Below are 23735 nucleotides of genomic sequence, written 5' to 3'. Positions count from 1 at the left end.
TACATGCGCTGCTGTTAGTTCGTTCTTAACCATTGGGTCATCACGCGGTCAAGCAGCGGTGCTAGATGAATAAAGCGATTGGCATCCTCAAGGATTTGCGCATCGTCCTGAACATAGCGGGCGGCGGCAGGTGAGGCGCTAGGCCGCTCGGCCTTGCTCAACAGGTGGTTAACGCTGGCAGGCGTGGCTTCCAAATGGCATAGCAGGCTGACAACGCGGCCTCTATCCCAGGTAAACCCCTGCAGCGGTGCTGCTTCGCTGCCCCCCAGGGAAAAGGCATCATCGGGCAAGCTGAAGACATAACGATGCCACATAAAGGCGCAAAACGACTCGGGCAAATCCAGTGAGCTTTCCGGTGCCAGGGTGACCGTATGCCACCCGATTTCGGCGTAAGTGCCGGGGGCTATCACTGCGCCGAGTGCTTGCGCTATCCAGTGAGCGCCAATGCCAATCCCCAATAACGGTTTTTGTCCATCCAGGTAGCGGTTAATCAGCTTATCTTCAGCTTTAAACCACGATGGCGGTTGGCTGAGTTGCGTTTCAGGCCCATCAAGCACAATCAATGCATCAGATTCGTTTGGGCGGGGCGTTAACTCGCCAGTATAGAGATGAAAAACGGTGTAACTATGACCCATGCTGGTAAGCCAGTCGGTTAAACGGGCGGGGCCATGGTCAGGGCCGTGCTGTAGCAGATGAATATGCATGGTAATCTCCTCGCCGGCCGTACAATCATCAAAGCGCTGGGGGATCGCCCCAAGCGCAGAGAGACGATAACGTACCCGCTACATTTCACCAATATCCCACGTAAAGCGATCCAGGAAATCAGTATGGTGCCGAAACCTCAGGGCTTTTATTTACGGCTGCAAGAACTCCCACTACCGGCCCAGCAAGCCTTTATGGCGGCGCTGTGTGAGCGTTTGCTGCCTAACTATGTGTTATATGAGCAAACCACAGGACAAGGCGATAGCCATACGCTGCGTACCGTGCTGAGTTTGGTGTGGGAACGGCTTAATGTGCCCAATGCCAGTATCGACTTTGCTCGTCAAGCGGAGAAGCTCGCCGAGTGTGAGCCTTCTGAAGAAGATGACAGCTTTGGTGCCCGGCGTGCGCTGGATGCAGTGGTATCGGTCTCGGCGCTACTGGACACCCTACAAGGCGATTCCCCAGAGGCCGTGCTGGATGTTAGCCGCACATCCCGAGCGGGCGTGCGCGCCTTTATAGAGCTCACTGAAGGCGAAGTTGACGCACAAAAACTGGCGCTGATTATTCGCGACCATCCGCTGATGGCCGACGAAAACGACTTTCAGGATGCCGTATTGGAAATGGTCAGCGAACCGCTGGATAAAGCGGCACTAAAAGAGGTGCGTGAATTAGGGCGCAACGGTGGGATCAGTAATCTTGGCTTATCGCTAGAAGATACCGGGGCTTAAAGCCCCGGCAGGTTTACCTCTCAAAGACATGCTCTTAAAAACTAAAGCCGCATTTCGATACCGCGTTCGGCCATGTAGCGCTTTGCTTCAGGGATAGTGTATTCGCCAAAGTGGAAAATACTGGCGGCCAGCACCGCGTCGGCACCGCCTTTCAGTACGCCATCCACCAAGTGATCCAGGTTGCCTACACCGCCAGAGGCAATCACCGGCACGCTCACCGCTTCAGAAATCGCATGGGTCACGCCCAGGTCAAAGCCGATCTTGGTGCCGTCGCGATCCATGCTGGTGAGCAGCAGTTCGCCCGCTCCGAACTCCACCATCTTCTTCGCCCACTCAACGGCGTCGAGGCCCGTTGGGCGGCGGCCACCGTGGGTGAAAATCTCCCAGCGCGGCGTTTCGCCCTCTTTCGAGACGCGCTTGGCATCGATCGCCACCACAATGCACTGGCTACCGAAACGCTCAGCAGCTTCGCGCACAAACTCTGGGTTGGTGACCGCGGCGGTGTTGATGGAGACTTTATCCGCTCCGGCGTTCAGCATGGTGCGGATATCGTCACAGCTGCGAATGCCGCCGCCGACGGTCAGTGGAATAAACACTTCGCCCGCGATGCGCTCGACCATCTCTACCGTCGTATCACGGTCTTCGTGGCTAGCGGTAATATCGAGAAAGGTAATCTCGTCGGCACCCTGCTGATTATAGCGCTGGGCAATCTCTACCGGGTCACCGGCATCGCGAATGCCGACAAAATTAACGCCTTTGACCACGCGCCCGGCGTCTACGTCCAGGCAAGGGATAATGCGTTTGGTGAGACTCATGAATCGCCTCCCGTTAGTTGGTCGCTTAATCGCTGTGCTTCGGCGACATCCAGGCTGCCTTCGTAAATTGCCCGACCCGTAATCGCGCCTAAAATACCGCTATCGGCAACTGCGCAGAGTGCTTTTATGTCATCCAGGTTGGTCACACCACCTGACGCAATCACCGGCAAGCCGCCTTCTCGGGCAAGTGCGGCGGTGGCCTCTACGTTAACGCCTTGCATCATGCCGTCGCGAGCAATGTCGGTGTAGACGATGCTAGAGACACCATCGTTGGCAAAACGCTTGGCTAGTTCGGTGGCTTTGATCGTGGAGACCTCTGCCCAGCCGTCGGTGGCGACATAGCCATCTTTGGCATCAAGCCCAACGATCACATGGCCTGGAAAGGCGCGACACATTTCGCCAACGAAGTCGGGCTCTTTTACTGCCTTGGTACCGATGATCACGTAGGAGACACCGGCACTTAAATAGTGCTCGATGGTTTCCGCACTGCGAATGCCGCCACCAATTTGAATCGGCAGATTCGGGTAGGCACGGGCAATAGCGGTCACGGCGTCACCGTTCACCGGCTTGCCTTCAAAAGCACCGTTCAAATCGACTAGGTGAAGCCGGCGGGCGCCAGCTTCCACCCAGCGTGCGGCCATCGCCACTGGATCATCGCCGTAGGAGGTCGCATCTTCCATGCGCCCCTGCTTCAACCGGACACACTGGCCGTCTTTGAGATCAATAGCGGGAATTACCAACATACAAAATCCTCTCAGGGCGTCCAGGTGACAAAGTTTTCAAGCAGGCGAAGGCCCGCGCGAGAGCTTTTTTCCGGGTGAAACTGCACCGCGAAGGTCGAATCTCGACCAATCGCGACATGGGCGTTTACCTTGCCGTATTGGGTCGTACCAAATACCTGGGCGTCGTCATCCGCATTTACGTAATAGCTGTGCACGAAGTAGAAGTGTTCACGATTATCAATACCTGCCCACAGTGGGTGGTCGTGATGCTGCTCGACCACATTCCAGCCCATGTGCGGTACTTTCAAACGCTGCTCGTGGGCGTCGCGCATATCACCAGGGAAACGGTCTACGTTGCCTTTAAAAAAGCCCAGGCACTCAACGCCACCATTCTCTTCGCTGCGCTCCAGTAACATTTGCTGACCCACGCAGATACCCAGCAGCGGTTTGGCTTGACGGGTGAGAATATCCTCCACTAGCCCGCGTAACTCGGTGCGCTCAAGCTCGCCAACGCAGTCACGAATAGCTCCTTGGCCAGGTAGCACCAGGCGCGTCGCGCCAAGAATACGCCGCGGGTCGCGGGTGATGACTACATTCTCATGCGTCACATGCTCCAGCGCCTTGGCCACGGAATGCAGGTTGCCCATTCCATAGTCGATCACAGCAATGGTCATGAAGCGCTCCTTGTGGAGATAGAGGGAAAGTAGCTAGAGGCATCGCTCGTCACATAGCGCAGCATTACAAGCTCCCTTTGGTGGAGGGCATTTGGCCTGCCATGCGGGGGTCTTCCGCCACGGCCATACGTAGCGCTCGGCCGAAGGCTTTAAAAATCGTTTCCGCTTGATGGTGAGCATTAAAGCCTTTGAGGTTGTCGATATGCAGCGACACGCGAGCGTGATTGACGAAGCCTTGGAAAAACTCCCAGAACAGCTGGGTGTCCAAGCTACCGATGGTATCTCGGGTGAACTCAACATTCATGTAAAGCCCCGGCCGGCCGGAAAAGTCGATCACCACCCGAGAGAGTGCTTCATCAAGGGGTACATAGGCGTGACCATAGCGGTAAATGCCGCGCTTATCGCCAATGGCTTCAAAAAAAGCCTGGCCTAGCGTAATACCCAGGTCTTCTACGGTATGGTGGTCGTCAATATGCAGGTCGCCAGTGGCATTGATGTCGAGATCGACCATCCCATGGCGGGCAACTTGATCAAGCATATGATCCAAAAACGGAACGCCGGTTTGGCAGCTAAGACGGCCTTCACCGTCGAGATTGACGCTGACCTTGATCTGGGTTTCGTTGGTGTCACGGCTAACCGTGGCAATACGCGCTGACATGTTGCATCTCCTGCGCTAAGGCGCACTCTGGGGGATTACCCTGAGGAACGATCCTGTGAAATGGCCGGTGGCTTTGTATCAACTTACCACTGTGGATCAGGGCATAACCTGTGGCGAAACGACCATTATAGTGAATTGGCGCCCTCATCCGCTACAATGCGCGAAATGTAGCTGCAATCAATTGCGGCAGAAATAGCAGCCAGGCTGCTTTGGCGAAGAGGATTTCACCATGCCGGTGACACTGCACCACGTCGACCAGGCCCGTTGGGAAGCCGATGAGCAAGTGCGCCTTGATCTAATGCGCATTTATGAGGATGCGCCCCAAGAGCGCATGCCCACCCCAACGGTTGAGCCATTTATTGAACAACATTTTAAAGGTCAGCATTTTTTTGCCTGCGCCCATTTCAATGATCGGCTGCTGGGGGCTGTCGCCGTGCAAGAAGGCGAAGACCGGGCGTGGTGGCTGTCTGAGCTCTGTGTGCGTAAAACTACGCGCCGCCGTGGCGTCGGTTCGCGCTTAATGGCGCTGCTTGGCGAGCAAGCCAAACAGGAAGGTCGTGTGTTGCGGATAGAAACCTCCACCTTACCATTGGCTGACCGCGTGCTGCTTTCCAAATTAGGCTACCGGCCTATGACCAATCCAGAAACGCCGGTGCCGGGAATGCCCGCCACCAGCGATTTTGTTGAGTTAGACCCACAAGGGAAAGGGTAAATGAAACAGCTATTACGTATTTTGCTGGCAGCGGTCGGTATTCTTGCCATCGTCGCCGTCGCCGCCGTGGTGTATGTCACCACTTTCCTGGATCCCGAAGATTTCAAACCTCGTTTAACGGCTGTCGTGGAAGAGCAAACCGGGCTCAATCTTGCGCTGGAAGGTCCCATCACGTGGTCATTCTACCCTCGTATCGGAGTGAGTGTAGAACAGGCCCGTGCTTGGCTGCCCGAGCAAGCTGAAGAGAGCGCCGCCTTCGCCGCCATTGATCGAGCCGAAGTCAGCGTGGCATTCGGTCCGCTACTGCGTGGCGAAATCGCTGTAGACGGGCTAACGCTGGACGGTATGCGCCTTAATTTAGAGCGCGACGCTCAAGGCGAAGGCAACTGGGAACCCTTGCTGGAGCGCCTCTCCGAACATAACGACGGCTCCGCTGAAACGGTGCTGGCGCCCGCCAGTGCAGGGCCTAATGCTGATGCGGGGAGTCTGGCAGTGGTGTTGAGTATCGCCAGCGTCGAAGTGAAGAATGCCGATATTCGTTTCCGCGATGCACAAACCGAAGCGCTGTGGCGTATGCAGCAACTCAATATTTCAGGCAGTAACGTCAACCCGGTGCGCGCCTTCCCGCTCAAGGCAATGTTTACGCTGACCAAGCATAACCGGCTGGATGCCGAGGTGCTGGAGCGCACCCCCGACCTGAGCAGCGAGATCAATCTCGAAACCCGCGTGCGGCTTGGCTTGGCAGACGAGCTTTTCGTGCTGGAAAATATGGCGCTCACCACGCGAACGACGCAAGGCGCAGAGAGCGAGCCACAACAGCTGAGCTTAAAAGCGGCTGAACTGGTCGCCCGCATGGGGGAGCAACAGCTTTCGATCACAGAAGGGGTGCTTGAAGCAGGCCTGCGCAACGCGGATAACTGGCAAGGTAGTCTGGCGCTGGCACTTGCCTTTGGCCTGGAGAGTGATTGGCAAGCACAAACGGCGCAGTTAAAAAACCTGCAGCTCACCGGGCCGGATGGCCTAAAAGTTAGTGGCCACCTCAATGTTGAGCAACTGCGCGATGCCCCACGCTATCGCGGCCAGTTAACCGCGGCCCCGTTTACGCTGCGCCCCTGGCTGGCTCGCGCTGGCGTTACGCTCACCACAGCGGGCGAGGCCGCACTTAGCGATGTGGCCATGACCAGCCCTATCGAAGGGGATGCTGAGCAACTCTCTTTGCCTAGCCTATCGTTGGTGGTTGATGAAAGCACCTTTACCGGCGAACTGACCGCCGCGTTGGATGGCTCGCGCCTAGCGTTCGATTTGGCCGGTGATCAATTGGATCTGGATCGCTATCTACCCGGTGCCGCAACCGCCGAGCAGGCTAGCCGTAGCCTGCTGCGTAAAGCCTTTGCCCAGGATTCCAGCACATTAGTGCCGCAATCGCTTCTCACTCGGCTGTCACTTGAGGGTGATTTAAGCATCGATAACCTCGTCTTGGCAGGATTAACGTTCAATAATCCTCGCTTACAGCTGCGTGGTGACGACGGCATCCACCGGCTAACGGCGTTTGAGTCGGGCTTCTACGAAGGCGAACTCAGCGCCACCGGTCAAGTCGATGCCACGGACACTATTCTGGAATGGGCGCTTTCGCCAACCATAAACAGCGTTCAGATGGCACCGTTGATTGAAGCCATCAGCGAAGAAGAGGAGCCGTCACCACTGCGCGGTCGCTTTAATTTATCTGGCGGCCTTACGAGTCAAGGCAATAGCCGCGAAGCGCTCATCAGCAACCTTAATGGGGACCTGACGGCCCGCCTGAACGATGGGGCTATTTTAAATACCAACATTTCCCAGCAAATGTGCGAGCTGGTAGCCCAGTTAGAAGGCGAGGGCACGCTGCGCGAATGGCACACTGATACCCGCTTCGAGCGTTTCGATGCCACCTTCCGAATCAGCAACGGTTTAGTCGAGAGCGACGATCTACTGATTACTCTGCCCGGCATTGATGTTCAGGGGGAAGGCGAACTCAATCTTACCAGTATGAATTTCAACACCCAGGCGAATGCTCGCTTAGTAGACACCGCCGACGCGGCTTGTGAGGTGAACCCCCGTTTGGAACAACTGCCGCTGCCCGTTCGTTGTGAAGGGCATTTAGGCGGTGAGCGCACAGAGTGGTGCCGCTTTGACCGTGAAACATTCCAGGCGGCGGTCGTCGACCTGCTGCGCAACGAAGCCGGTGAGCGCGTCAATGAAGAGCTGGAGGAGCGTCTAGGCGATACATTGGATCAGTTGGATGAGCGTTTAGGAGAAGGCGCTGGGAAGGAGCTGCGTGACGGGCTGCGCGGCCTGTTTAACTGAGCATTCTCACCACAAGCAAACTGAACCGATAAGTGCTGCGCTGGCCTAACCGCCGGCGCTTTTTTATTAGCCCCTTTGATCCCCCTTTCTGTTTAAGGAGCGTGCATGGCAGATATGCCCAAACCGCGGCTGGCGGCAGACGAATTTCAACAACGCCTACTGGCTTGGTTCGACCGTTATGGCCGTCACGACCTGCCGTGGCAGTCGCCGCGCAGTGCCTATCGCGTCTGGGTGTCGGAAATCATGCTGCAGCAGACCCAAGTCACCACCGTCATTCCTTACTTCGAGCGTTTTATGGCGCGCTTTCCCACCCTAGAGGCACTCGCTACTGCGCCGCAGGATGAAGTGCTGCACCTCTGGACAGGGCTTGGCTACTACGCCCGTGCGCGCAACTTGCATAAAGCCGCCCAAATTGCGTTGGCGGAGCATGATGGCGAACTGCCAACAGACAGTATTGACGAATTGGTGGCACTGCCCGGTATTGGCCGTTCCACAGCAGGCGCTGTCATTGCGCAAAGTACAGGGGAACGAGCCGCGATCCTGGATGGCAACGTAAAGCGCTCGCTCACCCGGCTGCATGCACTGCCCGGCTGGCCAGGTAAGCCTGCAGTTGAACGACAGCTTTGGGCGCTGGCCGAGTACTACACGCCAGCAGCACGGCTGGCGGATTACACCCAAGCGATCATGGATTTTGGCGCCACGCTATGCAAACGCAGCAAGCCGGATTGCCCAAGTTGCCCGTTTAACGATGTCTGTTTGGCCTATTCGCGCGGTGAGCCCCAGCGCTATCCGGAATCCAAACCGAAAAAGGCGCTGCCCACTCGGCAGACCATTATGCTGATGCTGCGGGATCCGGAAGGCCGGGTGTGGCTGGAAAAGCGCCCTCCTAGCGGTTTATGGGGTGGGTTATGGGGCCTGCCGCAGTTTGACAAGCACAGCGAGCTTAACGATTGGTTGGAAGCTCATGTCGTTAACCCCGCGCGCGAACGTGCGGCGCCCAGTTTTCACCATACGTTCAGCCATTTTCGCCTGGAAATTACCCCGCAGCCCGTGACCTGCGATAGGCTGGGTGGTGTACGCGAAAGTGGCGTATGGTACGACATCAACCATCCGCCCGCGCTGGGCTTGGCAGCCCCGGTTAAAGCGCTGCTCAGCCAGCTAACGCCATTTACCCTCAATCCCACCCCAGGCCACGCCTAAGCGTTATCTGGGGCTATAAGTAACCAGTCACTGCAAGAGGAGTACGTTATGAGTAACACGGTTTTTTGCCGCAAGTACCAGAAAGAGCTCGAAGCGCTGCCATTCCCGCCCTTGCCGGGCAAGCAAGGCCAGGAGATTCAGGCGACTGTTTCCAAGCCCGCCTGGGAAGCCTGGCAGTCGCTGCAAACTCGTTTGATCAATGAGAAACACCTCAACATGCTCGACCCTGAATCTCGTGCCTACCTTATGGAGCAGATGCAGCGCTTCCTGGACAACCAGGAAACCGACCAGGCCGAAGGGTATGTGCCGCCCACTCAGGCATAAAACGAAAGATGGCTCGTTCTGTGTGGCGGTCGTTTTGATAGAGCAACTGACTTGTAATCAGTAGGGTTTGGCTTGAGGGAGAGGCCTTAAGCACATACTCTTCAGCACTCATTGAGTAGCTTAGAAAACCCCTAAGCATCCGTATCGCAAGAAAGTTTCACAAAGGTGTTGACGGAAAGCGGCGTTTTTAGTTTAATACGCACCGTTGGCAGCGGCCAGATAGCTCAGTTGGTAGAGCAGGGGATTGAAAATCCCCGTGTCGGCGGTTCGATTCCGTCTCTGGCCACCACACTGCTGGGGTATCGCCAAGTGGTAAGGCACCGCTTTTTGGTAGCGGCATTCCCAGGTTCGAATCCTGGTACCCCAGCCATTGCCAACAAAATTTCTTGTTGATTGCAAAGCCTAACAGCGAAGCAATCATGTTCTCAAGAAAACGTGAAGCGCCGACATAGCTCAGTTGGTAGAGCAACTGACTTGTAATCAGTAGGTCCCGGGTTCGACTCCTGGTGTCGGCACCACTGAAAAGTGGTTAAAAGTTAAGCGTCAGAGAATTAGATTAAGCCGTTCGAAAGGGCGGCTTTTTCGTATGTGCCTAAAAAGTATCTACACGTAGGTTATCCACACCTCTGTTTTTATCAGGGTGTGGATGAAGGGCTATACAGCGGTGTGTTTCTGCCCGGGTCTGTGTCTTAACAGTCGTGCGGTTTATAGCTTTAATAATAACGATTAGATATACCGTTCATTGATTTAATAAAGATGCACCGCTTCAAAGCTAGCCAACGGTTCATTGTTATCACCCGATAGTACAAGCCTTGCGCCCTCCACACGCCATGCGGTTGCCTGTTTGAGGGCGGCTAGAAAATTGCATTCAGTTTCCATTTGAGGCGCCGGGCAGGCTCTTTTGGTGGTGGCGACTTGGTTGAACGCAATGTGTTCGTTCTCTACTTGATAGCTGCCCATTAGCGTATTACAGCCGGTGGCACCTGCTAAGCGCGAAGCATCTTGGTGCAGCACCATGTGGGCTTCTCGAAAGTTCTCTTGGGCGATGACCGGCACGCCATCAAGCCTCACCAGCTTCCAATACGTATTGATTAACTATTCACCCGGGGCCTCCATTGTCTCGTGGTTATCAAATGTCGTCGATGAGCAGCCAGCGGCGACAAAGAGAATACTGATCAATACGTAAAGCGTTAGCTGCCGAATCAACGCATTACTCCTTATTCAGGTGGCGGTGTATTTGGGTTTTGCTTGGTTAGGTAGATAACTTATCGGGCTGTCCACCCTATGATCATCAATTTCATTTCAGTCGCTGCATGCGCTAAGCACACCTTCCATTCTCTGTTTGCCATACATCCTGCCACTGCCAACCGTCCTTATGAACGTAGGCCACCAATATTTTCTGGTAGGGTAGTGAGGCTAAATAGTCCTGGATCTCGATGTTCGATGTCTCGACGCCTCGACGCCTCGACGCCTGGTAAGTCGGCATAGCCCTTAAACGCAGGAATATCAGGGATATGTTGGCTAGGGTGAATGAACGCACTGCCAAGCGTATCCAGAAAGTGCTCAATTGCTTTTCGTGTGATCAATAACTGCTCACGCGAAGTGGGGTCTAGTCTGGCGCTGGCAAAGCAGGCAATGGCAATGGCTTGGTATAAGCGTGCTATGGCTCTTGCAATTACCCACAAGTCGATGATGCATCTGGATTGGCAGCTTGGAATCCAGCAACGAGATCTGCTAAGCGGATGAAGCCTCGCCATAGAACGGTGGATCCTGGGAGAGGATCACTTGAGCGATCCAGATAACCACCCAGGCGAGCGACAGCGGTCATATAAAAAGCTGTATCGCGTCGTGTGCCTTGTCTGTTTGACGGCATTGATCGGTCGAGAAGAGCTCTTTCAATATCAGTAAAAACAGCTGCAGGAGAGGTCGTTGAGGATTGGCGCCGCAGTATAGTCAACCATGATATTCGCCAGGACACGACACAGCAGAGCGCAATGCAGTTGGCAAGTCGATCTGCGGTAGCGAGACGTATATCCTCAATGCGGCAACCCGTTTTCAGCGTCTTGAAGAATGTCTCGATATTCCAACGCCGTGAATACCAAATAAGCTTTTGCACTGCGTCGGCGTGAGTGGCAACGGGAAGGTTAGTGGCCAACTTCCAGATTATAGGGAACGCCCTTCGGGCGGGTTTTTCTCTTCTGCAAAAATAATACCAAGCTTCTGTTTTGGGTATTTTTTCTGTTTTCCAATCGGTGGACAAACTGTCATCTTTGCATGCTTGACCGATAGGGTCGCCTGCTGTTGATTGCCTCGCTTGTCACGAAAGTGAATATCGTGTGTTCCACTGACCTGAGTCTCGGCCATCACTTGAGAAATCGTAGTGCCTCCCTCCTCGGCGAGACGATCAACGCAACTGCGGATCAAAAAGTAAGTGCCAAGATCTTGAGCCAGACAAAAGAGTTCAAAAATGTCACTCTCGCGATCACCGATATGCACGCACCGTTCAGGTGAACCTGCAAGCTCAGTAGAACGCTGCAGGTTGTCGAGCCAACGCATGCTTTCTTTCTGCTCGATGGGTACGCGGGTCGGATTAACTTTGCGCTTGAGAGCTTCTGTGCCTTTGAATTTATTCCGCGTCCAGAATTTGGCAGCTGTCAGGCCCAAGGGCAGCCCTTCCGTTGTGATAGCCAGACTAGCGTGCATTAAAAGCCCGCAGACGGTATGTTTAAGGTGCCGTCCTTCTTTCATCTTGCGCCCGGTTGATTCATTGATGAAACCAATCTTCTCAGGTGACGAGCGCTTGAAGGAAAATTCGGTTGTATCCTGCAGGATCAATATGGGGCCATCGGTGGCTTGGATGCGCAAAGCAGAGGCGGCAAAATGTCCCTCCAAAATCTTGTCCTCGCTGACATTCTCATTCGCGAAGAAGCGATAGGCGGCCTTGGTATTGGCCCAGTCCTGGAATGCGGTGGGTAGTGATTTGTCTGGCCGATCACCGAGTGCTTCCAGCATGACAGCCAACCTTTGATTCAGTCGCGCGTCCCCCAAGTCGCAGCCAGTCATTTCCTCGTTCACCCAGTGTTGTCCCATATTGATACCTCTTATCATATCGAACGAACTGAGAAGCCAAAAAAACACATCGGGCTTTACTTTATCAACGGTATGCTTATGTAGCTGATGACTTGTGGGTAATTGCAAGGCTATGGCTAGCGAAAGCGCTTTGCTACTGGTCTCACTGTGATAATAGTGCAGGATTGGATAGGCTAAATGTTGCTGGCCTAAGGTACTGATGGACTGTTGTAACGGCTGGAGTTGGCTAACTAATGTTGCAAATTTTCCGTCGCCGCTTGTAGACGCAAGTATTTGCTGTGGATTTTCGCCCAGTGCGCTGATGGTCAGGGACGTTTGGCGTTTTTGAATAACATTGGTGATGATATTCAAAATATAAGTAATCGATAGCGTAAAAAGGAAAAAGCCGTTAGCTGCAGCCAAAACAGCTGGAAGACGCCAATTATCATTACCGGCAACAAAGTCACCATAGCCCAACGTTGTGAGGGTATAGCCCGTATAGTAGGCGCGCTCAACTAAGCTGGCGGTGGCGTTTGAAGAAGACAGCACCACGGCCTGCGGTGAACTACAAAACAGTAAAAACCAACCCAGCCAAGCGACTAGAAACCATGTCAGCAGTAGTGCCATTGTTATCCATGGGCCCGTAGAGGACAACATGGTATGGCTTTTTCGCCGACGATGAATACCTAGTAGCATAAACCATAGTCCACTGACCAACCGGTTAGTCAGTGGGCCGGAACTGGATACCGATAATGTGGTGCGAATAGCGTCGTAAACCACCAGCAAAATAAGTAAGGTGCCTATGACCCCCATTAACGTGCTTCCAATCACTACCAATGCTCCTTAGATATAAATGTGCCGCTACCTTGCGGCGGCTAGTTCACCATTAATGTGGCTATTCCCGCCAAGTAGAGGCCGATGATGACCATGCTTTCAAAGCCAATACGGCCAGGTCCTTGCTCTTGGCGATGCAGCAGGCCAAGCATTAATACTCCTGTCATTAACACCGAGAGAGCAACCCATAACATTACCTGATCGGGAATAACGTGGTAAATCGAGCCGCCTCGGTAAGCCACATCTGATGCGGCGGCAAACAGGGTATCAAACGCATTGCCGCCGATAATCCCTGCCACCGCGAGTGTTAGCGCCCCACGGCGCACTGCCGCGACCGTCGTTACCAGCTCAGGTAGTGATGTCACTATCGAAGTCAGCAGGACACCGACAGCCGCCTGGCTAAGGCCGGTTTCTGCCGCAATCACCGTAGCGCTTCGTTCCAGTAGCCAGCCGGTAATGCCGATCATAAGCGCGAGACCCAAAAACAGCAGCCATAACCGCACCAGCGTTAGCTTTCCAGGCGACTCATCGGGCTGGTCTTCACGTGTCTCACGCGTACGAGTCGGGGACCACATCGGGCGGGTTTGGGCATTTTTAACCAGCTTGAGCCCAAACAGGTAAGCAATAAATAACAGCGGTGTGATGGGGTGTACCTGCCAGAAAGTCCATTCGGGCGTAAAGCGACCTAACAGCAACAGACTGAGTAAGCACAGCAGTAGGGCGCCTTGAATCAGGTTGCCAAGGGAGGCAGCGGCGTGTTCGAGATTAGCGCGCCGATATACCATATCAGCGATTGTTAAAAATAGCGTTTGAACAGCGATACCACCCAGCGCATTACTCATTGCCAGTTCAGGTTTGTCGGTCCAGGCGGAAGAGACCGATACCACAATGCCTGATAGTGAGGTAGCCATCCCAAGTAAGACAGCACCAGCTATCGCCTCACCTAATCCGGTACGATCAGCGAGGTCGTCGACAATCCGCGCAAGCCGGGTGCCAATGATGCCAATAACGACGGCGCAAACGCTGAGCAGTGCAAAAGCGGCAGTTAGCGACATATCACTAAGTAATGTGAGCATAAATGAACCCGGTCAGGGTATCTCGTCTCGGGATTTCGTTAATGGTGAAAAGCTTTACAATATCGGCGATTCGATTCAGTTTTCGCTGGGCCAAGCCGTCACCACTACTTCATAAATACGCCAATCGTAATGGTTTAAAAACTGAGCAGCGTCGCGTAAGTGTTGAGCCAAATTCTCATCGCTATGGGGCACCACAAACGCTTCTCCGCTAAAGATGTGCCCTTCCTCACGTAAGCGCACGGCGGCACTGGCGACCCACCCCATGGCACATAATTGTTCTTCCAGCTCTTCAGCAAGGTGTTCCGGCTCAGCTTTAGAAGTAAAACGGGGTCTTCGGTCGAGAAGGTCACCCACAGCCTCCTTCACATTAGTCACGCCATCCTTGGTGACATCAAGCGCGATAAGCGCGCCCGCCAACGCGTCCGCCCACCATAGGCCAGCGCCAACGCCGACTATTCCGGCGATAGCGGCAAGCCCAGTCATCCAGTCCGCCTTGCTCATCTTGCCATCAACAAACACCGTTTTTTCATGTACTTTTTTGGCGGCTTTCATCTGTAGATGACCGATGATGACGGGAGGTATGACGCTATAAATCAGCGCACCAATCATTAACCACCCCATCCAGAAAGTGGTGCCGAAGAGCTCGACGGCGCCAATGCTGGGATGTTCCATCTTGGCGAGCTTAAGCAACGAATCAAGCAACAGAATACCGCCGAGTAGCGCCAGGGCGGTGGCTGCACAGAGGAAGGCGATACTCGTGGCACGTTGATACCCATATGGAAAGATCGCATTAGGGGGTCGGTTGCGATAACGCATTGCGATCAGAAAGGCGATAGGAGGGATTAAAGAGAGCATATCTTCAAACCAAGCCACTCTCATGGCCTGACTACTACCTAACACTAATGCCAATACACCGACGATTGAAATGCGAAACCCCAGGTTCCACCATTCAAGCCGTACCAGGTAATCAAGGTCTTTCTGTTTATCAGGGGGCAGTTGATACACTTGCCTTATTTTCATTGCGCCGCCTCCAGTTGCTGTAGTCCCTGCTCAATATTGGAGTAGCCATTAAGGTGGCGTTGCAATGCCAGCATCCAAGCGTTCTCACCTTTAGGCAGCGCCATCACATGCTTATCGATAATTATCTCCCACGGACCGGCAATCAACCCATGGGCCGATAACCACCATGTAGGCGCGGCGATGGGGCTTTCAGTACGAGTAATATCGGTAACTTTGACCGGCTTGGCATTTTTTTCTTTGAGCGCTGCATGCATATGGTTTACGGGAGGAATAGCGACTTCCAACCCATTTAACGAGGTGGGCAATGGCACCCCTGAGGGAAAGCCGACAGTATAGCGGCTTTGATAATAAGGGCGTGTCAGCGCCGCCTGCTGGCTCAGGCGAGAGCGATTAGTTAATCCTCCTATCACCAAGTCAAGTTGGTGATGCTGCAGAGCGGCTAGCAAATCATCTTCACTATCCCAGTGCCAGCGGATTTTCGAATTCAACTGTTCAGCCAGTGAGCGGATGATTTCCGGTTCGAGTCCAGCAGGGCCATCGTTGGTACGTATCACCCAAGGCGAATTCTCAGTTAGCCCAACCTCCAGCACACCATTTTGAATTCTTTCCATCGTATGTTCTATATCGGTAGGATAGCGGCATCCTAGCAAGGCCAACGCTGGTAATATCCCTAATACAATGAATAAGAGTGCGCGCTTAGACCAAAAAGAGTTCTGATCTTTTTTGGTATGCATTTGCGTGCTCCCTGGTAATGACGAAGTTGGCTAGCATTTATTAACTAGCAAAGCAGTAGCTTGTGATAAGAGGTAGCATGTGAGTCCGGTTGTTAACTAATCACATTAGCTAAAAATAACTGCTAGACTAAGCAATTGGCTTCATTGTATTTAATTTTTATTTAATTGAATCAGCTCAAAATGCCTTCTAGCAGTCAATTTCAACTAGTGTTCCCTGCCTATTGATTAGGTTCATTTTTTCCTAATGTGAAATCGGGTGGATCGCTTGCAGGAAAGCTTTCATCGCTCATCTCATCGACATGCTCCTGTTGTTTTCGATAAGTAGACAGCTTTATATACTCACTCAACGGCTTGGCCAGTATCCAGTGGTCATCTTGGCGGGTTAATTCCTGGGTAGGAATGCTGTACGTATTCCCATCGCTTGCTTCAAGCGCTACCCGTTCTAGGTATTTATCTTTAACAAAGTGACCTATAAGCTGCTGTTTATCATCGTAAACTGAATCTTTCACGGTAAGTTCCTCGTAAAAATAAGCTTAATAATGGCGGTCTAAACGCATCAATAGCACACTATCATTCCCGCTATTCACTGCCCTTGGGATCGGCCTTGGCTGATTTTTGATCAATATTATCTTTGTGCATTTTTTTCTCCTTAGCCAGTTGGGCGCCCGGGATAGGTGTTTCCTTAATAGAAGTGTTATGAGCTGGTGATGATGGAGACTCCTCCGCCTTCTGATTATCCACATTCTCGTCTGGCCGAAAGGGTTTGGGCTCGTGATGGTGAGAACCCTTATGGTCAGTATTTTCATCGACATCGGGAATATCCTTGTCGATGAGCTGGGCGGCCTCAAGTTCCAAGTGCAACACTATTGAAGAGTGCTCGGGCCGGCGACGGATTTCTTGAGCACCTCGGCGTAGACTTCCAGTGGCGAGCGCCAATCCAGTGTCTTGCGCGGCCGTGTATTGAGTGAGTCGGCGATCTCGTCGAGTTCTTCCTGGCTGTAGACCGACAGATCCGTGCCCTTTGGCAAGTACTGTCTCAACAGCCCGTTGGTGTTCTCATTGGAACCCCGCTGCCATGGGCTATGCGGGTCGGCAAAGTAGATCGCTGTCCCCGTCTTCTGAGTGATCTCGGCATGTTTCACCATCTCTTTGCCCTGGTCATAGGTCATGGACAGGCGCAGGGAGCGCGGCACCTCATTGAGCTTGTCGCTGAAGCCGACAGCCGCCGCTGTGGCCGTGGTGCCATCCACTTTCGCCAGAATCACTAAACGCGTCGTGCGCTCCACCAATGTACCAACGGCAGAGCGATTGTTAGCGCCCATGATGAGATCCCCTTCCCAGTGGCCGGGCATCAGGCGATCTTCGATTTCAGGCGGCCGCAGATGGATGCTCACCAAGTCTGGAATCTGTTGTCGCCTATCCTTGCCACGGCTGCGAGGGCGTCGTTTACCTTTACCCTGGCGCAAACAGGCAATCAGCTCTTTCTTGAGCGAGCCGCGCGGCATGAGATAGAGCGCATTGTAGATGGCTTCGTGCGAGACGTGGCGGTCAGTATTATCAGGAAACATACGCTTTAGTGTGCGGGCTATTTGCTCTGGTGACCAGTACTTGCGCAGCAGGTAGACCACCAGTTCGAACAGCTCACCGTCGAGAGGAAGCTTCAAGCTACGGCGAGGCCGACAGCGGGTCAGTCGGGCGCGATGTCCAGCGAGGCTGGCGTCATACGCTCTGTTAGGGCTAACAGTATGACGCACCAGTTCTCGTGAAATAGTACTGGGCGAACGCCCTAACTGACGGGCGATAGCGCGAATCGAGTGGTTAGCCCGCATCAGCATGATGGCGGCTCGGTCTTCGGCAGAAAGATGGCGATAACAGTGAGTCATGGCAATACCCTACCTGATAGGTTAGGTGTTGCACTTGGTCATTGAGACCGCCCTGTTCTGCTTTTTTGGTTTCGTTACTCTTTTTGTCAGTTGATTGATGATTCATGGCTTCTCTCCTGCGTTATTAAAAAAAACAATGGCTTAAAAGCGTTCTTCCTCAGCGCTGGGCTGAGAAGAATTAATAGAGTGAATATTAGAAATGATAAAGCCGCTTCGTGGGCGAGCCGGTATTACATTGAGATCGACCGTAAGGTCTTGCCACGGTACGTCATAGCGAAGCTGGTGAATGAATTTCTCAATTGCCAAGTCGATCAAAGCCAGTGTGATCCACTCGCCGGGGCAGCGATGCTGAGTAGCATGATCGCTACCGCCTTGAGGAATCATTGCAAAACGATGCAAATCAACCTCTTCCTGCTCGAAACGTTCAGGATAGAACTGGTCGGGTGCTTCCCAGCGATGGGCGTCATGATTGGTACCGTAGAGATCAAGAATCGCTTGCCGACCGCGCTTAAAGCGATAGCCTTGCCAAGTAAAGTCAGTGTTAACGCGAGCGGCTAGAAATGGAAAGAAAGGGTAATAACGCCGGACCTCTTGAATGAAGTGCCGACGATAATGGCTTGCCCCTTGGTGCTTGAGCTTTTCATAACAGTCCGGATGCTCATGCATCGCCAATACGGCAAACACCATGTACCTTGCCACTGCCACGATGGGCCGGATGATATTAATCAACTCCACGGCAACAATGCGATTGGGCAGAGGCTTGCCCTGCGCATCACGAAAATCAACAAACGTAGCGAATGGTAATGCGGGGTCGACTTCATGCAGCCCTTGTTGGTACTGCTTGATTAAGTCTAGTAGTGCATTTTCAGTTTGACGCCGTGCTCGGCGGCTTGCCCAATGCTTGGGCCCGATAGCAGCGCCGCCTTCAATCATGAGTACTAATTGCTCGGCCATCTCTGGAGCATCGACATTGTGTAGCGGAATACCGCACCAAGCGCAGGCTGCCCGGCATAAAATGTGATGAAGTTCATCAAGGAGGGTGATCGAGGCTTGCGACTCCCAATAATTGAGGCGCAATTGCCAATGTTGCTCGACCAGCTGCATGAGTTCATCAATGCGCGACTGGGACATTAATGAAAGAAACAGTGCTTTGCGTTGATGATGCGCCTCTCCTTCCAGCCCTTGGACTCCCCCTTCACCAAACAGCGTCTTTTTCAACCGTGTGGGCGCCGCATTCTCACGGCTGAAACGTGCATCATCGTAAAAAAGCTCGGCGGCTTCTTCGCCCCTCATAAATAGTGTTTTTTTAAACATTAATCGAGAGCGGAAAAGGTTTGTTCCTAACCGCTCACACTGAGCCGAAATATAAGGATAACCACTGCGTGCTAATGGATACGTACACTCCCAGCTCGCCAGCGGCGGCTCATCATTGCGGCCCATTAATGCCTCCCGAGGCGAGGCGCTTTAGCAATAAAGCTTTTGGAAAACTGCTTTAAGGACGCTTTAACGGTTTCTAAAGCATCAGGGTCCCCATGCAGCATTGCTGACATATAGGCCTTTGCCTGCTGTTTGGAAATATGAGGTGGGATAGGGGGAATGTCGGGATCTGTATGAAAATCAATAACGGTGGGGCAGTTATTGGCAATGGCCTGATCCCAGGCGCTACCAATCTGCTCTGGATCGGTTACTTCAATGCCTTTCAAGCCAACCAGTTCGGCATACTGCGCGTAGGAAAAGGCAGGTAAGTCCTGCGATGCTTCATATTTAGGGTCGCCATCCTGGACACGCATCTCCCAGGTGACCTGGTTAAGATCGCGGTTATTAAGGACGATCACAATGAGCCGTGGATCTTCCCAGCGTCTCCAGTATTTACCAATAGTGAGCAGTTCAGCATTGCCGCTCATTTGCATGGCACCGTCGCCCACAAAAGCGATCGAAACACGCTCAGGGTAAGCAAATTTGGCTGCTATGGCGTAGGGTACCGCGTTTCCCATGGTTGCCAGGCCGCCTGAAACCGAGCCGCGCATACCCGCGCGAAACTTAAGGTCGCGCGCGTACCAGTTGGTTGCCGAGCCGGAGTCACAACTGAGTAAGCAGCGGTCTGGCAAGCGCGGGGACGCTTCCCAAAATACGCGTTGAGGATTGATCGGGTTTGCGTCGCTCATGGCGCGTTCACGCAATAACTCCCACCATTCAGCGACGGCTGATTCAATAGCCTGCCGCCAATCTCGATCACTTTTATGCTTCAGCAGCGGTATGAGCGCCTGAAGCGTACTGCGGGTATCACCGGTGAGGTTAACGTCCATTGGGTAACGCATGCTGAGCATGCGGGGTTCAATATCTATCTGTACACCGCTTGCTTGCCCCTCTTGGGGTAAAAACTCCGAATAGGGAAAGCTTGAACCAATCATTAATAAGGTGTCGCACTCAGACATTAGGGTCCAACTGGGGTTGGTGCCTAACAGTCCAATCGACCCCGTGACGTAAGGGAGGTCATCGGGTAGTACATCCCGCCCAAGCAGGGCTTTAGCAACACCCGCGCCAAGAAGGTTCGCCACTTCTTCTACTTCTCTTTCAGCGCCTCTGGCCCCTGCACCGATCAAAATGGCGACCCGCTTGCCAGCGTTTAATACGTCAGCGGCATGGGCAAGGGACTGTTCATCAGGCATGACAGTTGCTGACGTATAACCAACGCCAGAGTGAACAGTGCCATGGGCGTGTGCAGGCGTCTCAACCGCTTTTTGGGACTGTAAATCGTTAGGAACCACAATAGCGGTAACGGTGCGTTCACCGGCGGCGATGCGCATGGCACGATCAATTAGATGTCGAACTTGCCCAGGGCTAGTCGCCAGGTGTACAAAATCACCTGCCACATCCTTAAATAAAGAGATCAAGTCCACTTCTTGCTGGTATTCACCACCTAACGCTGTGCGGGCCTGCTGGCCTACGATAGCGACGACCGGTACGTGATCTTTTTTAGCGTCGTAAAGGCCGTTAAGTAGATGGATCGCGCCCGGCCCGGAGGTCGCCATGCAAACGCCCACCTCGCCGGTATATTTTGCATAGCCACAAGCCATGAATGCTGCCATTTCCTCATGTCGTGGCTGTACAAAGGTAATCGAGTCGTCAGCGCGATTGAGCGCGCCCATCAATCCATTATTACCGTCCCCGGAATAGCCGAAAATATGCGATACCTTCCACTGTTTCAGCCTATCAATGATGAAGTCGCTGACTTCTTGTGTCATCCCTGACCTCCTATCTCATACCGTGGTGGTTAGTTTAGGTAACCGTTATTAAAAAATGTTTGAAATTAAGGGGGCTTCTTTGATGGTGGTAACAGGCAGAAAGGAGACGGTGCTGCTACCTACGGCTTTACATAAACGTCAAAGCTCTCTCTATAAACTGGCGCAAGCTAAACAGCCAATATAGTGGTAAATGTGCTCTGTTAGTCAACTACCCCAGCTGAAGCAATATACGTTACTGTTCAAACCTATAAATCAACCATTACAAATATTTAAGAGGAGTTACATGCTAGTTGCGAGCATGTAATCATACCTAAAATACTGTAGGCATTAGGTGGGTGTGGCGTCCAGCTGCTGGGTAAGTAAAAGTTATCTTTAACATAAGTAGAAGATTTTCTACGATTTTATTGCTACTCACCCCTCCCCGTCATGCTCCCTCAAAGGGAAGCGTTAATATTTTACATTGGTGAGCTGACAGGGTGAGCTGACAGAAGCAGTGGTGGCTTTCCGGTTATTGTTCCAGTGGGTGGGCAGTCACCCTTTCAGTAACGCTATTATAAAGCTAAAAAAAAATAACTAATTAGTTTTGCTGCTAAATAGTTGTTTTATAACGTATGTTGTTAAATATTTTTTATCTTTAAGCCATTGTTTTGAAAGTGGTTGAGCGGTACTTGTGTTTGACTTATATTAAACGGTCTTTTTGATAAAAATTAAAAAGGACTATTTAAAGTTCAGATGGCTTGAAGTGCTCAGCTTGGTGACTATTCTCCATAGTGCTCGGTTTGAAAAGGCGAGTGATTAAGACGAAAGGTTTTAATTGTTCCACTAAAGGAGTTTTATCATGGTTGATAAACGTAAAGACCAAGGAATGTCACGTGAGGAAGCAGGCCACAAAGGCGGCCAAGTAAGCGGCGGCAATTTTGCCAATGACCCTAAACGCGCTTCTGAAGCCGGTAAGAAGGGTGGTGATGCTACTGCTGACTCCCATAGCCAAGAATTTTATGAGGACATTGGTCATAAAGGTGGCCAAGAAAGCGGGGGTAACTTCGCGAACGACCCAGAACGTGCTTCAGAAGCTGGCAAGAAAGGCGGGAAGAACAGTCATGGCGGTAATGGACAAAGCTAATCACTTTTCTTTCACGGAATGACTTAGTTAAGTTCGCGACTGTCGCAGGAGATCGCTATGGGTAATCCGATTAAGGATAAAGATTTTGATATGGTGAGTACGCTATATCACGCTTCGCAAGGAGCTAATCTCTGTTCACAGTTTTCTCGCGATGCCGATAGCAGTTCGGATCAAGAAGCCAAGGCGTTTTTTGATCGAGTAGCACGCCAATACGATGACATTGCTCAGGAAGCAAAAAAGTTGCTTAGAGACAAGCTGTAAGTTGAAAGCCAAGGATGGCGTTTCCTAGCAGCCCAGGCAAAGGACGCAATGATAATGCTCAAGGATGAGCGGAAGTTTACCAACAAGGGAGGGAACCCTTAATGGTAATCGCATTGGAAGCTACCCAGCTACTTAAGGAAGAGCCTTAAGCACACTGTCAGGGGAAGGAATTCCTGACAGTTTACCTACAAGGAGTGCAACCTATGTTTCATCATTCCGCAAAATTGCAGTATCCGGTGAAAGTCGATAAGCCAAACCCTGAGTTTGCGATGCTGCTTCAGCAGGCCATTGGTGGTATCGAAGGCGAAATACGCGTTGCGATGCAGTATTTCTTCCAAGCGATGGGCGCGCGCGGTGATGACCGCATTCGCGATATGCTGATGTCGACGGCGACAGAAGAGTTATCGCATATCGAGATGTTGGGGCACGCGGTTGCGCTTAACTTAGAAGGGGCGCCTGTTTCCTACCAGGAAGCAACCGCCAAAGATCCTATTATGAACGCCATTCTAGGCGGCGCTAACCCGCGTCATTTATTATCCTCAGGCCTCTCAGCCATGCCAGTCAATGCTAATGGCGTGCCGTTTGATATGAGCCATGTGTATGCGACCGGTAATATTGGGGCAGACATGCTAGCAAACGCCACAGCAGAAGCGGGTGGTCGAGTACTTGCCTCACGTCTATATAACTGGACAGACGATCACGGCATGAAGGATTTCCTATCTTTCCTTATTGCCCGTGATACGTATCACCAGCAGCAGTGGCTGGCGGTCATAGAGGAGTTGGGCGGCATGAAATCGCAGTTGCCTATCCCCAACTCGACCCCTGAAGACCATGAGAATATGCAACACTCCTACTACTACCTTAATACGCTACTCGATAAGGAAGCACCGAAAGGTCGGTGGGCTGAAGGACCTTCGTTGGATGGTAAGAGTGAGTATTCAGTGGTTAATCAACCTGCTCCTGAAGGTCAGGAACCAACCTTAGGTAAAGCTAAGCCAGGCTCAGGTGCTCAAAAAGAGCAACTTTGAGTTCAGGAATCGTATGCTAACGTTGGTGTCATAAGGAGAGTCTGCAATGGAAAGCAAGCACTTAGTAGATTGGCTGCGAGATGCGCATGCTATGGAGAAGCAAGCGGAGAAAATGCTGCAATCTCAAGCGCATCGGTTAGAGCATTACCCGCAGTTGCAGCAGCGTATTGAAGAACACATTGAAGAGACAGAGAATCAATCGAAAAAGCTGGAACACTGCTTAACGCTGTTAGGCGCTAATACGTCATCTATTAAAGATATGGGCGCCGAGCTAACCGCATTTGGCCAAGCTGTCGGTGGCATGATGGCTGAAGATGAGGTGGTTAAAGGCGGTATTGCGAGTTTCGCATTCGAAAATTTTGAGATAGCGAGTTATAAAGCCATTATCAAAGCGGCTGATATGGCGTCACAACCTGAGGTCTCCCAAGTCTGTAAAGAGATTCTTCAGGAAGAAATAGCCATGGCCGATTGGCTGAGTAAGCACTTGGACGATACTACTCAGCAATTTTTAGAGCGTGATAAGGATGACGATTTGCGCGCTAAGACCTAGCCTTGCTAAGGCCTAGCTTTTGAGCCATAGCTTTTGA

26 protein-coding genes and 3 tRNA genes are annotated in these 23735 nt (G+C 52.4%); 12 read left to right on the top strand and 17 right to left on the bottom strand.

Annotated elements, in window-relative coordinates:
* Nucleotides 1–14 precede the first annotated feature (14 nt).
* A complete protein-coding gene (locus Q3Y66_RS16055; RefSeq protein WP_008957633.1) occupies nucleotides 15–704 on the bottom strand; it encodes a type 1 glutamine amidotransferase in 690 nt (229 codons plus the stop codon).
* A gap of 123 nt (nucleotides 705–827) precedes the next feature.
* On the opposite strand from Q3Y66_RS16055, the gene Q3Y66_RS16050 reads away from it, so the two are divergent.
* Nucleotides 828–1430 carry a YjaG family protein gene (locus Q3Y66_RS16050; protein WP_035586723.1) on the top strand — a complete coding sequence of 201 codons (603 nt, stop codon included), beginning with the start codon at nucleotides 828–830 and terminating at the stop codon, nucleotides 1428–1430.
* 41 nt (nucleotides 1431–1471) lie between these two features.
* Here the strand turns inward: Q3Y66_RS16050 and hisF are convergent, their stop codons facing one another.
* The 4 genes from hisF to hisB form a co-directional block, all read right to left on the bottom strand.
* Entirely contained in the window at nucleotides 1472–2245 is a 774-nt protein-coding gene (gene hisF, locus Q3Y66_RS16045; protein WP_008957631.1) for an imidazole glycerol phosphate synthase subunit HisF, read from the bottom strand.
* Nucleotides 2242–2988, bottom strand: a complete 747-nt coding sequence (gene hisA, locus Q3Y66_RS16040) for a 1-(5-phosphoribosyl)-5-[(5-phosphoribosylamino)methylideneamino]imidazole-4-carboxamide isomerase (protein WP_008957630.1) — start codon at nucleotides 2986–2988, stop codon at nucleotides 2242–2244. Before hisA ends, hisF begins: the two co-directional genes overlap by 4 nt.
* Nucleotides 2989–2999: 11 nt before the next feature.
* Nucleotides 3000–3641 carry an imidazole glycerol phosphate synthase subunit HisH gene (gene hisH / locus Q3Y66_RS16035; RefSeq protein ID WP_008957629.1) on the bottom strand — a complete coding sequence of 214 codons (642 nt, stop codon included), beginning with the start codon at nucleotides 3639–3641 and terminating at the stop codon, nucleotides 3000–3002.
* 64 nt (nucleotides 3642–3705) lie between these two features.
* Nucleotides 3706–4299, bottom strand: a complete 594-nt coding sequence (gene hisB / locus Q3Y66_RS16030) for an imidazoleglycerol-phosphate dehydratase HisB (protein WP_008957628.1) — start codon at nucleotides 4297–4299, stop codon at nucleotides 3706–3708.
* Between the two features lie 229 nt (nucleotides 4300–4528).
* Between hisB and Q3Y66_RS16025 the strand changes: the two genes are divergently transcribed.
* The 7 genes from Q3Y66_RS16025 (at nucleotide 4529) to Q3Y66_RS15995 (ending at nucleotide 9393) form a co-directional block, all read left to right on the top strand.
* A complete protein-coding gene (locus Q3Y66_RS16025; RefSeq protein WP_008957627.1) occupies nucleotides 4529–5011 on the top strand; it encodes a GNAT family N-acetyltransferase in 483 nt (160 codons plus the stop codon).
* Nucleotides 5012–7351 (top strand): AsmA family protein, encoded by a 2340-nt coding sequence (locus tag Q3Y66_RS16020; protein ID WP_008957626.1) that lies wholly within the window; start codon nucleotides 5012–5014, stop codon nucleotides 7349–7351.
* Nucleotides 7352–7456: 105 nt separating this feature from the next.
* Nucleotides 7457–8551, top strand: coding sequence for an A/G-specific adenine glycosylase (gene mutY, locus Q3Y66_RS16015; protein WP_008957625.1), 1095 nt, complete (start codon nucleotides 7457–7459; stop codon nucleotides 8549–8551).
* A gap of 48 nt (nucleotides 8552–8599) precedes the next feature.
* The gene (locus Q3Y66_RS16010; protein ID WP_008957624.1) at nucleotides 8600–8875 is read left to right on the top strand and encodes an oxidative damage protection protein; all 276 of its coding nucleotides are present in this window, start codon (nucleotides 8600–8602) and stop codon (nucleotides 8873–8875) included.
* A gap of 213 nt (nucleotides 8876–9088) precedes the next feature.
* A tRNA-Phe gene (locus tag Q3Y66_RS16005) sits at nucleotides 9089–9164 on the top strand.
* Between the two features lie 6 nt (nucleotides 9165–9170).
* Nucleotides 9171–9245 (top strand) — tRNA-Gln (locus Q3Y66_RS16000).
* 72 nt (nucleotides 9246–9317) lie between these two features.
* Nucleotides 9318–9393, top strand: a tRNA-Thr gene (locus tag Q3Y66_RS15995).
* Between the two features lie 229 nt (nucleotides 9394–9622).
* On the opposite strand, the gene Q3Y66_RS15990 is transcribed toward Q3Y66_RS15995, so the two are convergent.
* The 12 genes from Q3Y66_RS15990 to Q3Y66_RS15940 form a co-directional block, all read right to left on the bottom strand.
* Nucleotides 9623–9967 carry an META domain-containing protein gene (locus Q3Y66_RS15990; protein ID WP_083832235.1) on the bottom strand — a complete coding sequence of 115 codons (345 nt, stop codon included), beginning with the start codon at nucleotides 9965–9967 and terminating at the stop codon, nucleotides 9623–9625.
* Between the two features lie 281 nt (nucleotides 9968–10248).
* Complete coding sequence (locus Q3Y66_RS15985) at nucleotides 10249–10560, bottom strand: hypothetical protein (protein ID WP_303319504.1); 312 nt, start codon at nucleotides 10558–10560, stop codon at nucleotides 10249–10251.
* Nucleotides 10551–11135 (bottom strand): transposase, encoded by a 585-nt coding sequence (locus Q3Y66_RS20990; protein ID WP_368411716.1) that lies wholly within the window; start codon nucleotides 11133–11135, stop codon nucleotides 10551–10553. The genes Q3Y66_RS15985 and Q3Y66_RS20990 overlap by 10 nt, the downstream gene beginning before the upstream one ends.
* Complete coding sequence (locus Q3Y66_RS15980; protein WP_303319503.1) at nucleotides 11039–12571, bottom strand: transposase DNA-binding-containing protein; 1533 nt, start codon at nucleotides 12569–12571, stop codon at nucleotides 11039–11041. The genes Q3Y66_RS20990 and Q3Y66_RS15980 overlap by 97 nt, the downstream gene beginning before the upstream one ends.
* Nucleotides 12572–12819: 248 nt before the next feature.
* Nucleotides 12820–13854, bottom strand: a complete 1035-nt coding sequence (locus tag Q3Y66_RS15975; RefSeq protein ID WP_008957655.1) for a sodium:calcium antiporter — start codon at nucleotides 13852–13854, stop codon at nucleotides 12820–12822.
* A 75-nt stretch (nucleotides 13855–13929) separates the two neighbouring features.
* Nucleotides 13930–14874: a cation transporter gene (locus tag Q3Y66_RS15970; protein WP_008957656.1), complete on the bottom strand. Its 945-nt coding sequence runs from the start codon at nucleotides 14872–14874 to the stop codon at nucleotides 13930–13932.
* Nucleotides 14871–15608 (bottom strand): transporter substrate-binding domain-containing protein, encoded by a 738-nt coding sequence (locus Q3Y66_RS15965; RefSeq protein WP_008957657.1) that lies wholly within the window; start codon nucleotides 15606–15608, stop codon nucleotides 14871–14873. The genes Q3Y66_RS15970 and Q3Y66_RS15965 overlap by 4 nt, the downstream gene beginning before the upstream one ends.
* Before the next feature lie 218 nt (nucleotides 15609–15826).
* Nucleotides 15827–16117, bottom strand: a complete 291-nt coding sequence (locus Q3Y66_RS15960; protein ID WP_008957658.1) for a hypothetical protein — start codon at nucleotides 16115–16117, stop codon at nucleotides 15827–15829.
* A 70-nt stretch (nucleotides 16118–16187) separates the two neighbouring features.
* Nucleotides 16188–16463 carry a hypothetical protein gene (locus Q3Y66_RS15955; protein ID WP_303319502.1) on the bottom strand — a complete coding sequence of 92 codons (276 nt, stop codon included), beginning with the start codon at nucleotides 16461–16463 and terminating at the stop codon, nucleotides 16188–16190.
* A gap of 8 nt (nucleotides 16464–16471) precedes the next feature.
* Nucleotides 16472–17443: an IS30 family transposase gene (locus tag Q3Y66_RS15950; protein ID WP_303319548.1), complete on the bottom strand. Its 972-nt coding sequence runs from the start codon at nucleotides 17441–17443 to the stop codon at nucleotides 16472–16474.
* A 189-nt stretch (nucleotides 17444–17632) separates the two neighbouring features.
* The gene (locus Q3Y66_RS15945; RefSeq protein WP_008959993.1) at nucleotides 17633–18931 is read right to left on the bottom strand and encodes a cytochrome P450; all 1299 of its coding nucleotides are present in this window, start codon (nucleotides 18929–18931) and stop codon (nucleotides 17633–17635) included.
* Nucleotides 18931–20736, bottom strand: a complete 1806-nt coding sequence (locus Q3Y66_RS15940) for a thiamine pyrophosphate-requiring protein (protein WP_008959992.1) — start codon at nucleotides 20734–20736, stop codon at nucleotides 18931–18933. Before Q3Y66_RS15940 ends, Q3Y66_RS15945 begins: the two co-directional genes overlap by 1 nt.
* 838 nt (nucleotides 20737–21574) lie before the next feature.
* Here Q3Y66_RS15940 and Q3Y66_RS15935 point away from each other — a divergent pair.
* The 4 genes from Q3Y66_RS15935 (at nucleotide 21575) to Q3Y66_RS15920 (ending at nucleotide 23698) form a co-directional block, all read left to right on the top strand.
* Nucleotides 21575–21859 (top strand): general stress protein, encoded by a 285-nt coding sequence (locus Q3Y66_RS15935; protein ID WP_008959991.1) that lies wholly within the window; start codon nucleotides 21575–21577, stop codon nucleotides 21857–21859.
* A gap of 57 nt (nucleotides 21860–21916) precedes the next feature.
* Nucleotides 21917–22120: a hypothetical protein gene (locus tag Q3Y66_RS15930; RefSeq protein WP_008959990.1), complete on the top strand. Its 204-nt coding sequence runs from the start codon at nucleotides 21917–21919 to the stop codon at nucleotides 22118–22120.
* A gap of 203 nt (nucleotides 22121–22323) precedes the next feature.
* Nucleotides 22324–23148, top strand: coding sequence for a manganese catalase family protein (locus Q3Y66_RS15925; RefSeq protein ID WP_008959989.1), 825 nt, complete (start codon nucleotides 22324–22326; stop codon nucleotides 23146–23148).
* 46 nt (nucleotides 23149–23194) lie between these two features.
* A complete protein-coding gene (locus tag Q3Y66_RS15920; protein WP_008959988.1) occupies nucleotides 23195–23698 on the top strand; it encodes a ferritin-like domain-containing protein in 504 nt (167 codons plus the stop codon).
* Nucleotides 23699–23735 lie beyond the last annotated feature (37 nt).

Source organism: Halomonas sp. HAL1 (assembly GCF_030544485.1).
GTDB lineage: Bacteria > Pseudomonadota > Gammaproteobacteria > Pseudomonadales > Halomonadaceae > Vreelandella > Vreelandella arctica.
The sequence above is the reverse complement of the archived record's forward strand: the minus strand, read 5'-3'. Positions and strand labels throughout refer to the sequence as shown.

What these genes read in the sequence shown, in the direction of transcription:
- Q3Y66_RS16055 (WP_008957633.1), bottom strand. Translation starts at nt 704, where the DNA reads ATGCATATTCATCTGCTACAGCACGGCCCTGACCATGGCCCCGCCCGT.
- Q3Y66_RS16050 (WP_035586723.1), top strand. Translation starts at nt 828, where the DNA reads ATGGTGCCGAAACCTCAGGGCTTTTATTTACGGCTGCAAGAACTCCCA.
- hisF (WP_008957631.1), bottom strand. Translation starts at nt 2,245, where the DNA reads ATGAGTCTCACCAAACGCATTATCCCTTGCCTGGACGTAGACGCCGGG.
- hisA (WP_008957630.1), bottom strand. Translation starts at nt 2,988, where the DNA reads ATGTTGGTAATTCCCGCTATTGATCTCAAAGACGGCCAGTGTGTCCGG.
- hisH (WP_008957629.1), bottom strand. Translation starts at nt 3,641, where the DNA reads ATGACCATTGCTGTGATCGACTATGGAATGGGCAACCTGCATTCCGTG.
- hisB (WP_008957628.1), bottom strand. Translation starts at nt 4,299, where the DNA reads ATGTCAGCGCGTATTGCCACGGTTAGCCGTGACACCAACGAAACCCAG.
- Q3Y66_RS16025 (WP_008957627.1), top strand. Translation starts at nt 4,529, where the DNA reads ATGCCGGTGACACTGCACCACGTCGACCAGGCCCGTTGGGAAGCCGAT.
- Q3Y66_RS16020 (WP_008957626.1), top strand. Translation starts at nt 5,012, where the DNA reads ATGAAACAGCTATTACGTATTTTGCTGGCAGCGGTCGGTATTCTTGCC.
- mutY (WP_008957625.1), top strand. Translation starts at nt 7,457, where the DNA reads ATGGCAGATATGCCCAAACCGCGGCTGGCGGCAGACGAATTTCAACAA.
- Q3Y66_RS16010 (WP_008957624.1), top strand. Translation starts at nt 8,600, where the DNA reads ATGAGTAACACGGTTTTTTGCCGCAAGTACCAGAAAGAGCTCGAAGCG.
- Q3Y66_RS15980 (WP_303319503.1), bottom strand. Translation starts at nt 12,571, where the DNA reads ATGGCACTACTGCTGACATGGTTTCTAGTCGCTTGGCTGGGTTGGTTT.
- Q3Y66_RS15975 (WP_008957655.1), bottom strand. Translation starts at nt 13,854, where the DNA reads ATGCTCACATTACTTAGTGATATGTCGCTAACTGCCGCTTTTGCACTG.
- Q3Y66_RS15970 (WP_008957656.1), bottom strand. Translation starts at nt 14,874, where the DNA reads ATGAAAATAAGGCAAGTGTATCAACTGCCCCCTGATAAACAGAAAGAC.
- Q3Y66_RS15965 (WP_008957657.1), bottom strand. Translation starts at nt 15,608, where the DNA reads ATGCATACCAAAAAAGATCAGAACTCTTTTTGGTCTAAGCGCGCACTC.
- Q3Y66_RS15950 (WP_303319548.1), bottom strand. Translation starts at nt 17,443, where the DNA reads ATGCTGATGCGGGCTAACCACTCGATTCGCGCTATCGCCCGTCAGTTA.
- Q3Y66_RS15945 (WP_008959993.1), bottom strand. Translation starts at nt 18,931, where the DNA reads ATGGGCCGCAATGATGAGCCGCCGCTGGCGAGCTGGGAGTGTACGTAT.
- Q3Y66_RS15940 (WP_008959992.1), bottom strand. Translation starts at nt 20,736, where the DNA reads ATGACACAAGAAGTCAGCGACTTCATCATTGATAGGCTGAAACAGTGG.
- Q3Y66_RS15935 (WP_008959991.1), top strand. Translation starts at nt 21,575, where the DNA reads ATGGTTGATAAACGTAAAGACCAAGGAATGTCACGTGAGGAAGCAGGC.
- Q3Y66_RS15930 (WP_008959990.1), top strand. Translation starts at nt 21,917, where the DNA reads ATGGGTAATCCGATTAAGGATAAAGATTTTGATATGGTGAGTACGCTA.
- Q3Y66_RS15925 (WP_008959989.1), top strand. Translation starts at nt 22,324, where the DNA reads ATGTTTCATCATTCCGCAAAATTGCAGTATCCGGTGAAAGTCGATAAG.
- Q3Y66_RS15920 (WP_008959988.1), top strand. Translation starts at nt 23,195, where the DNA reads ATGGAAAGCAAGCACTTAGTAGATTGGCTGCGAGATGCGCATGCTATG.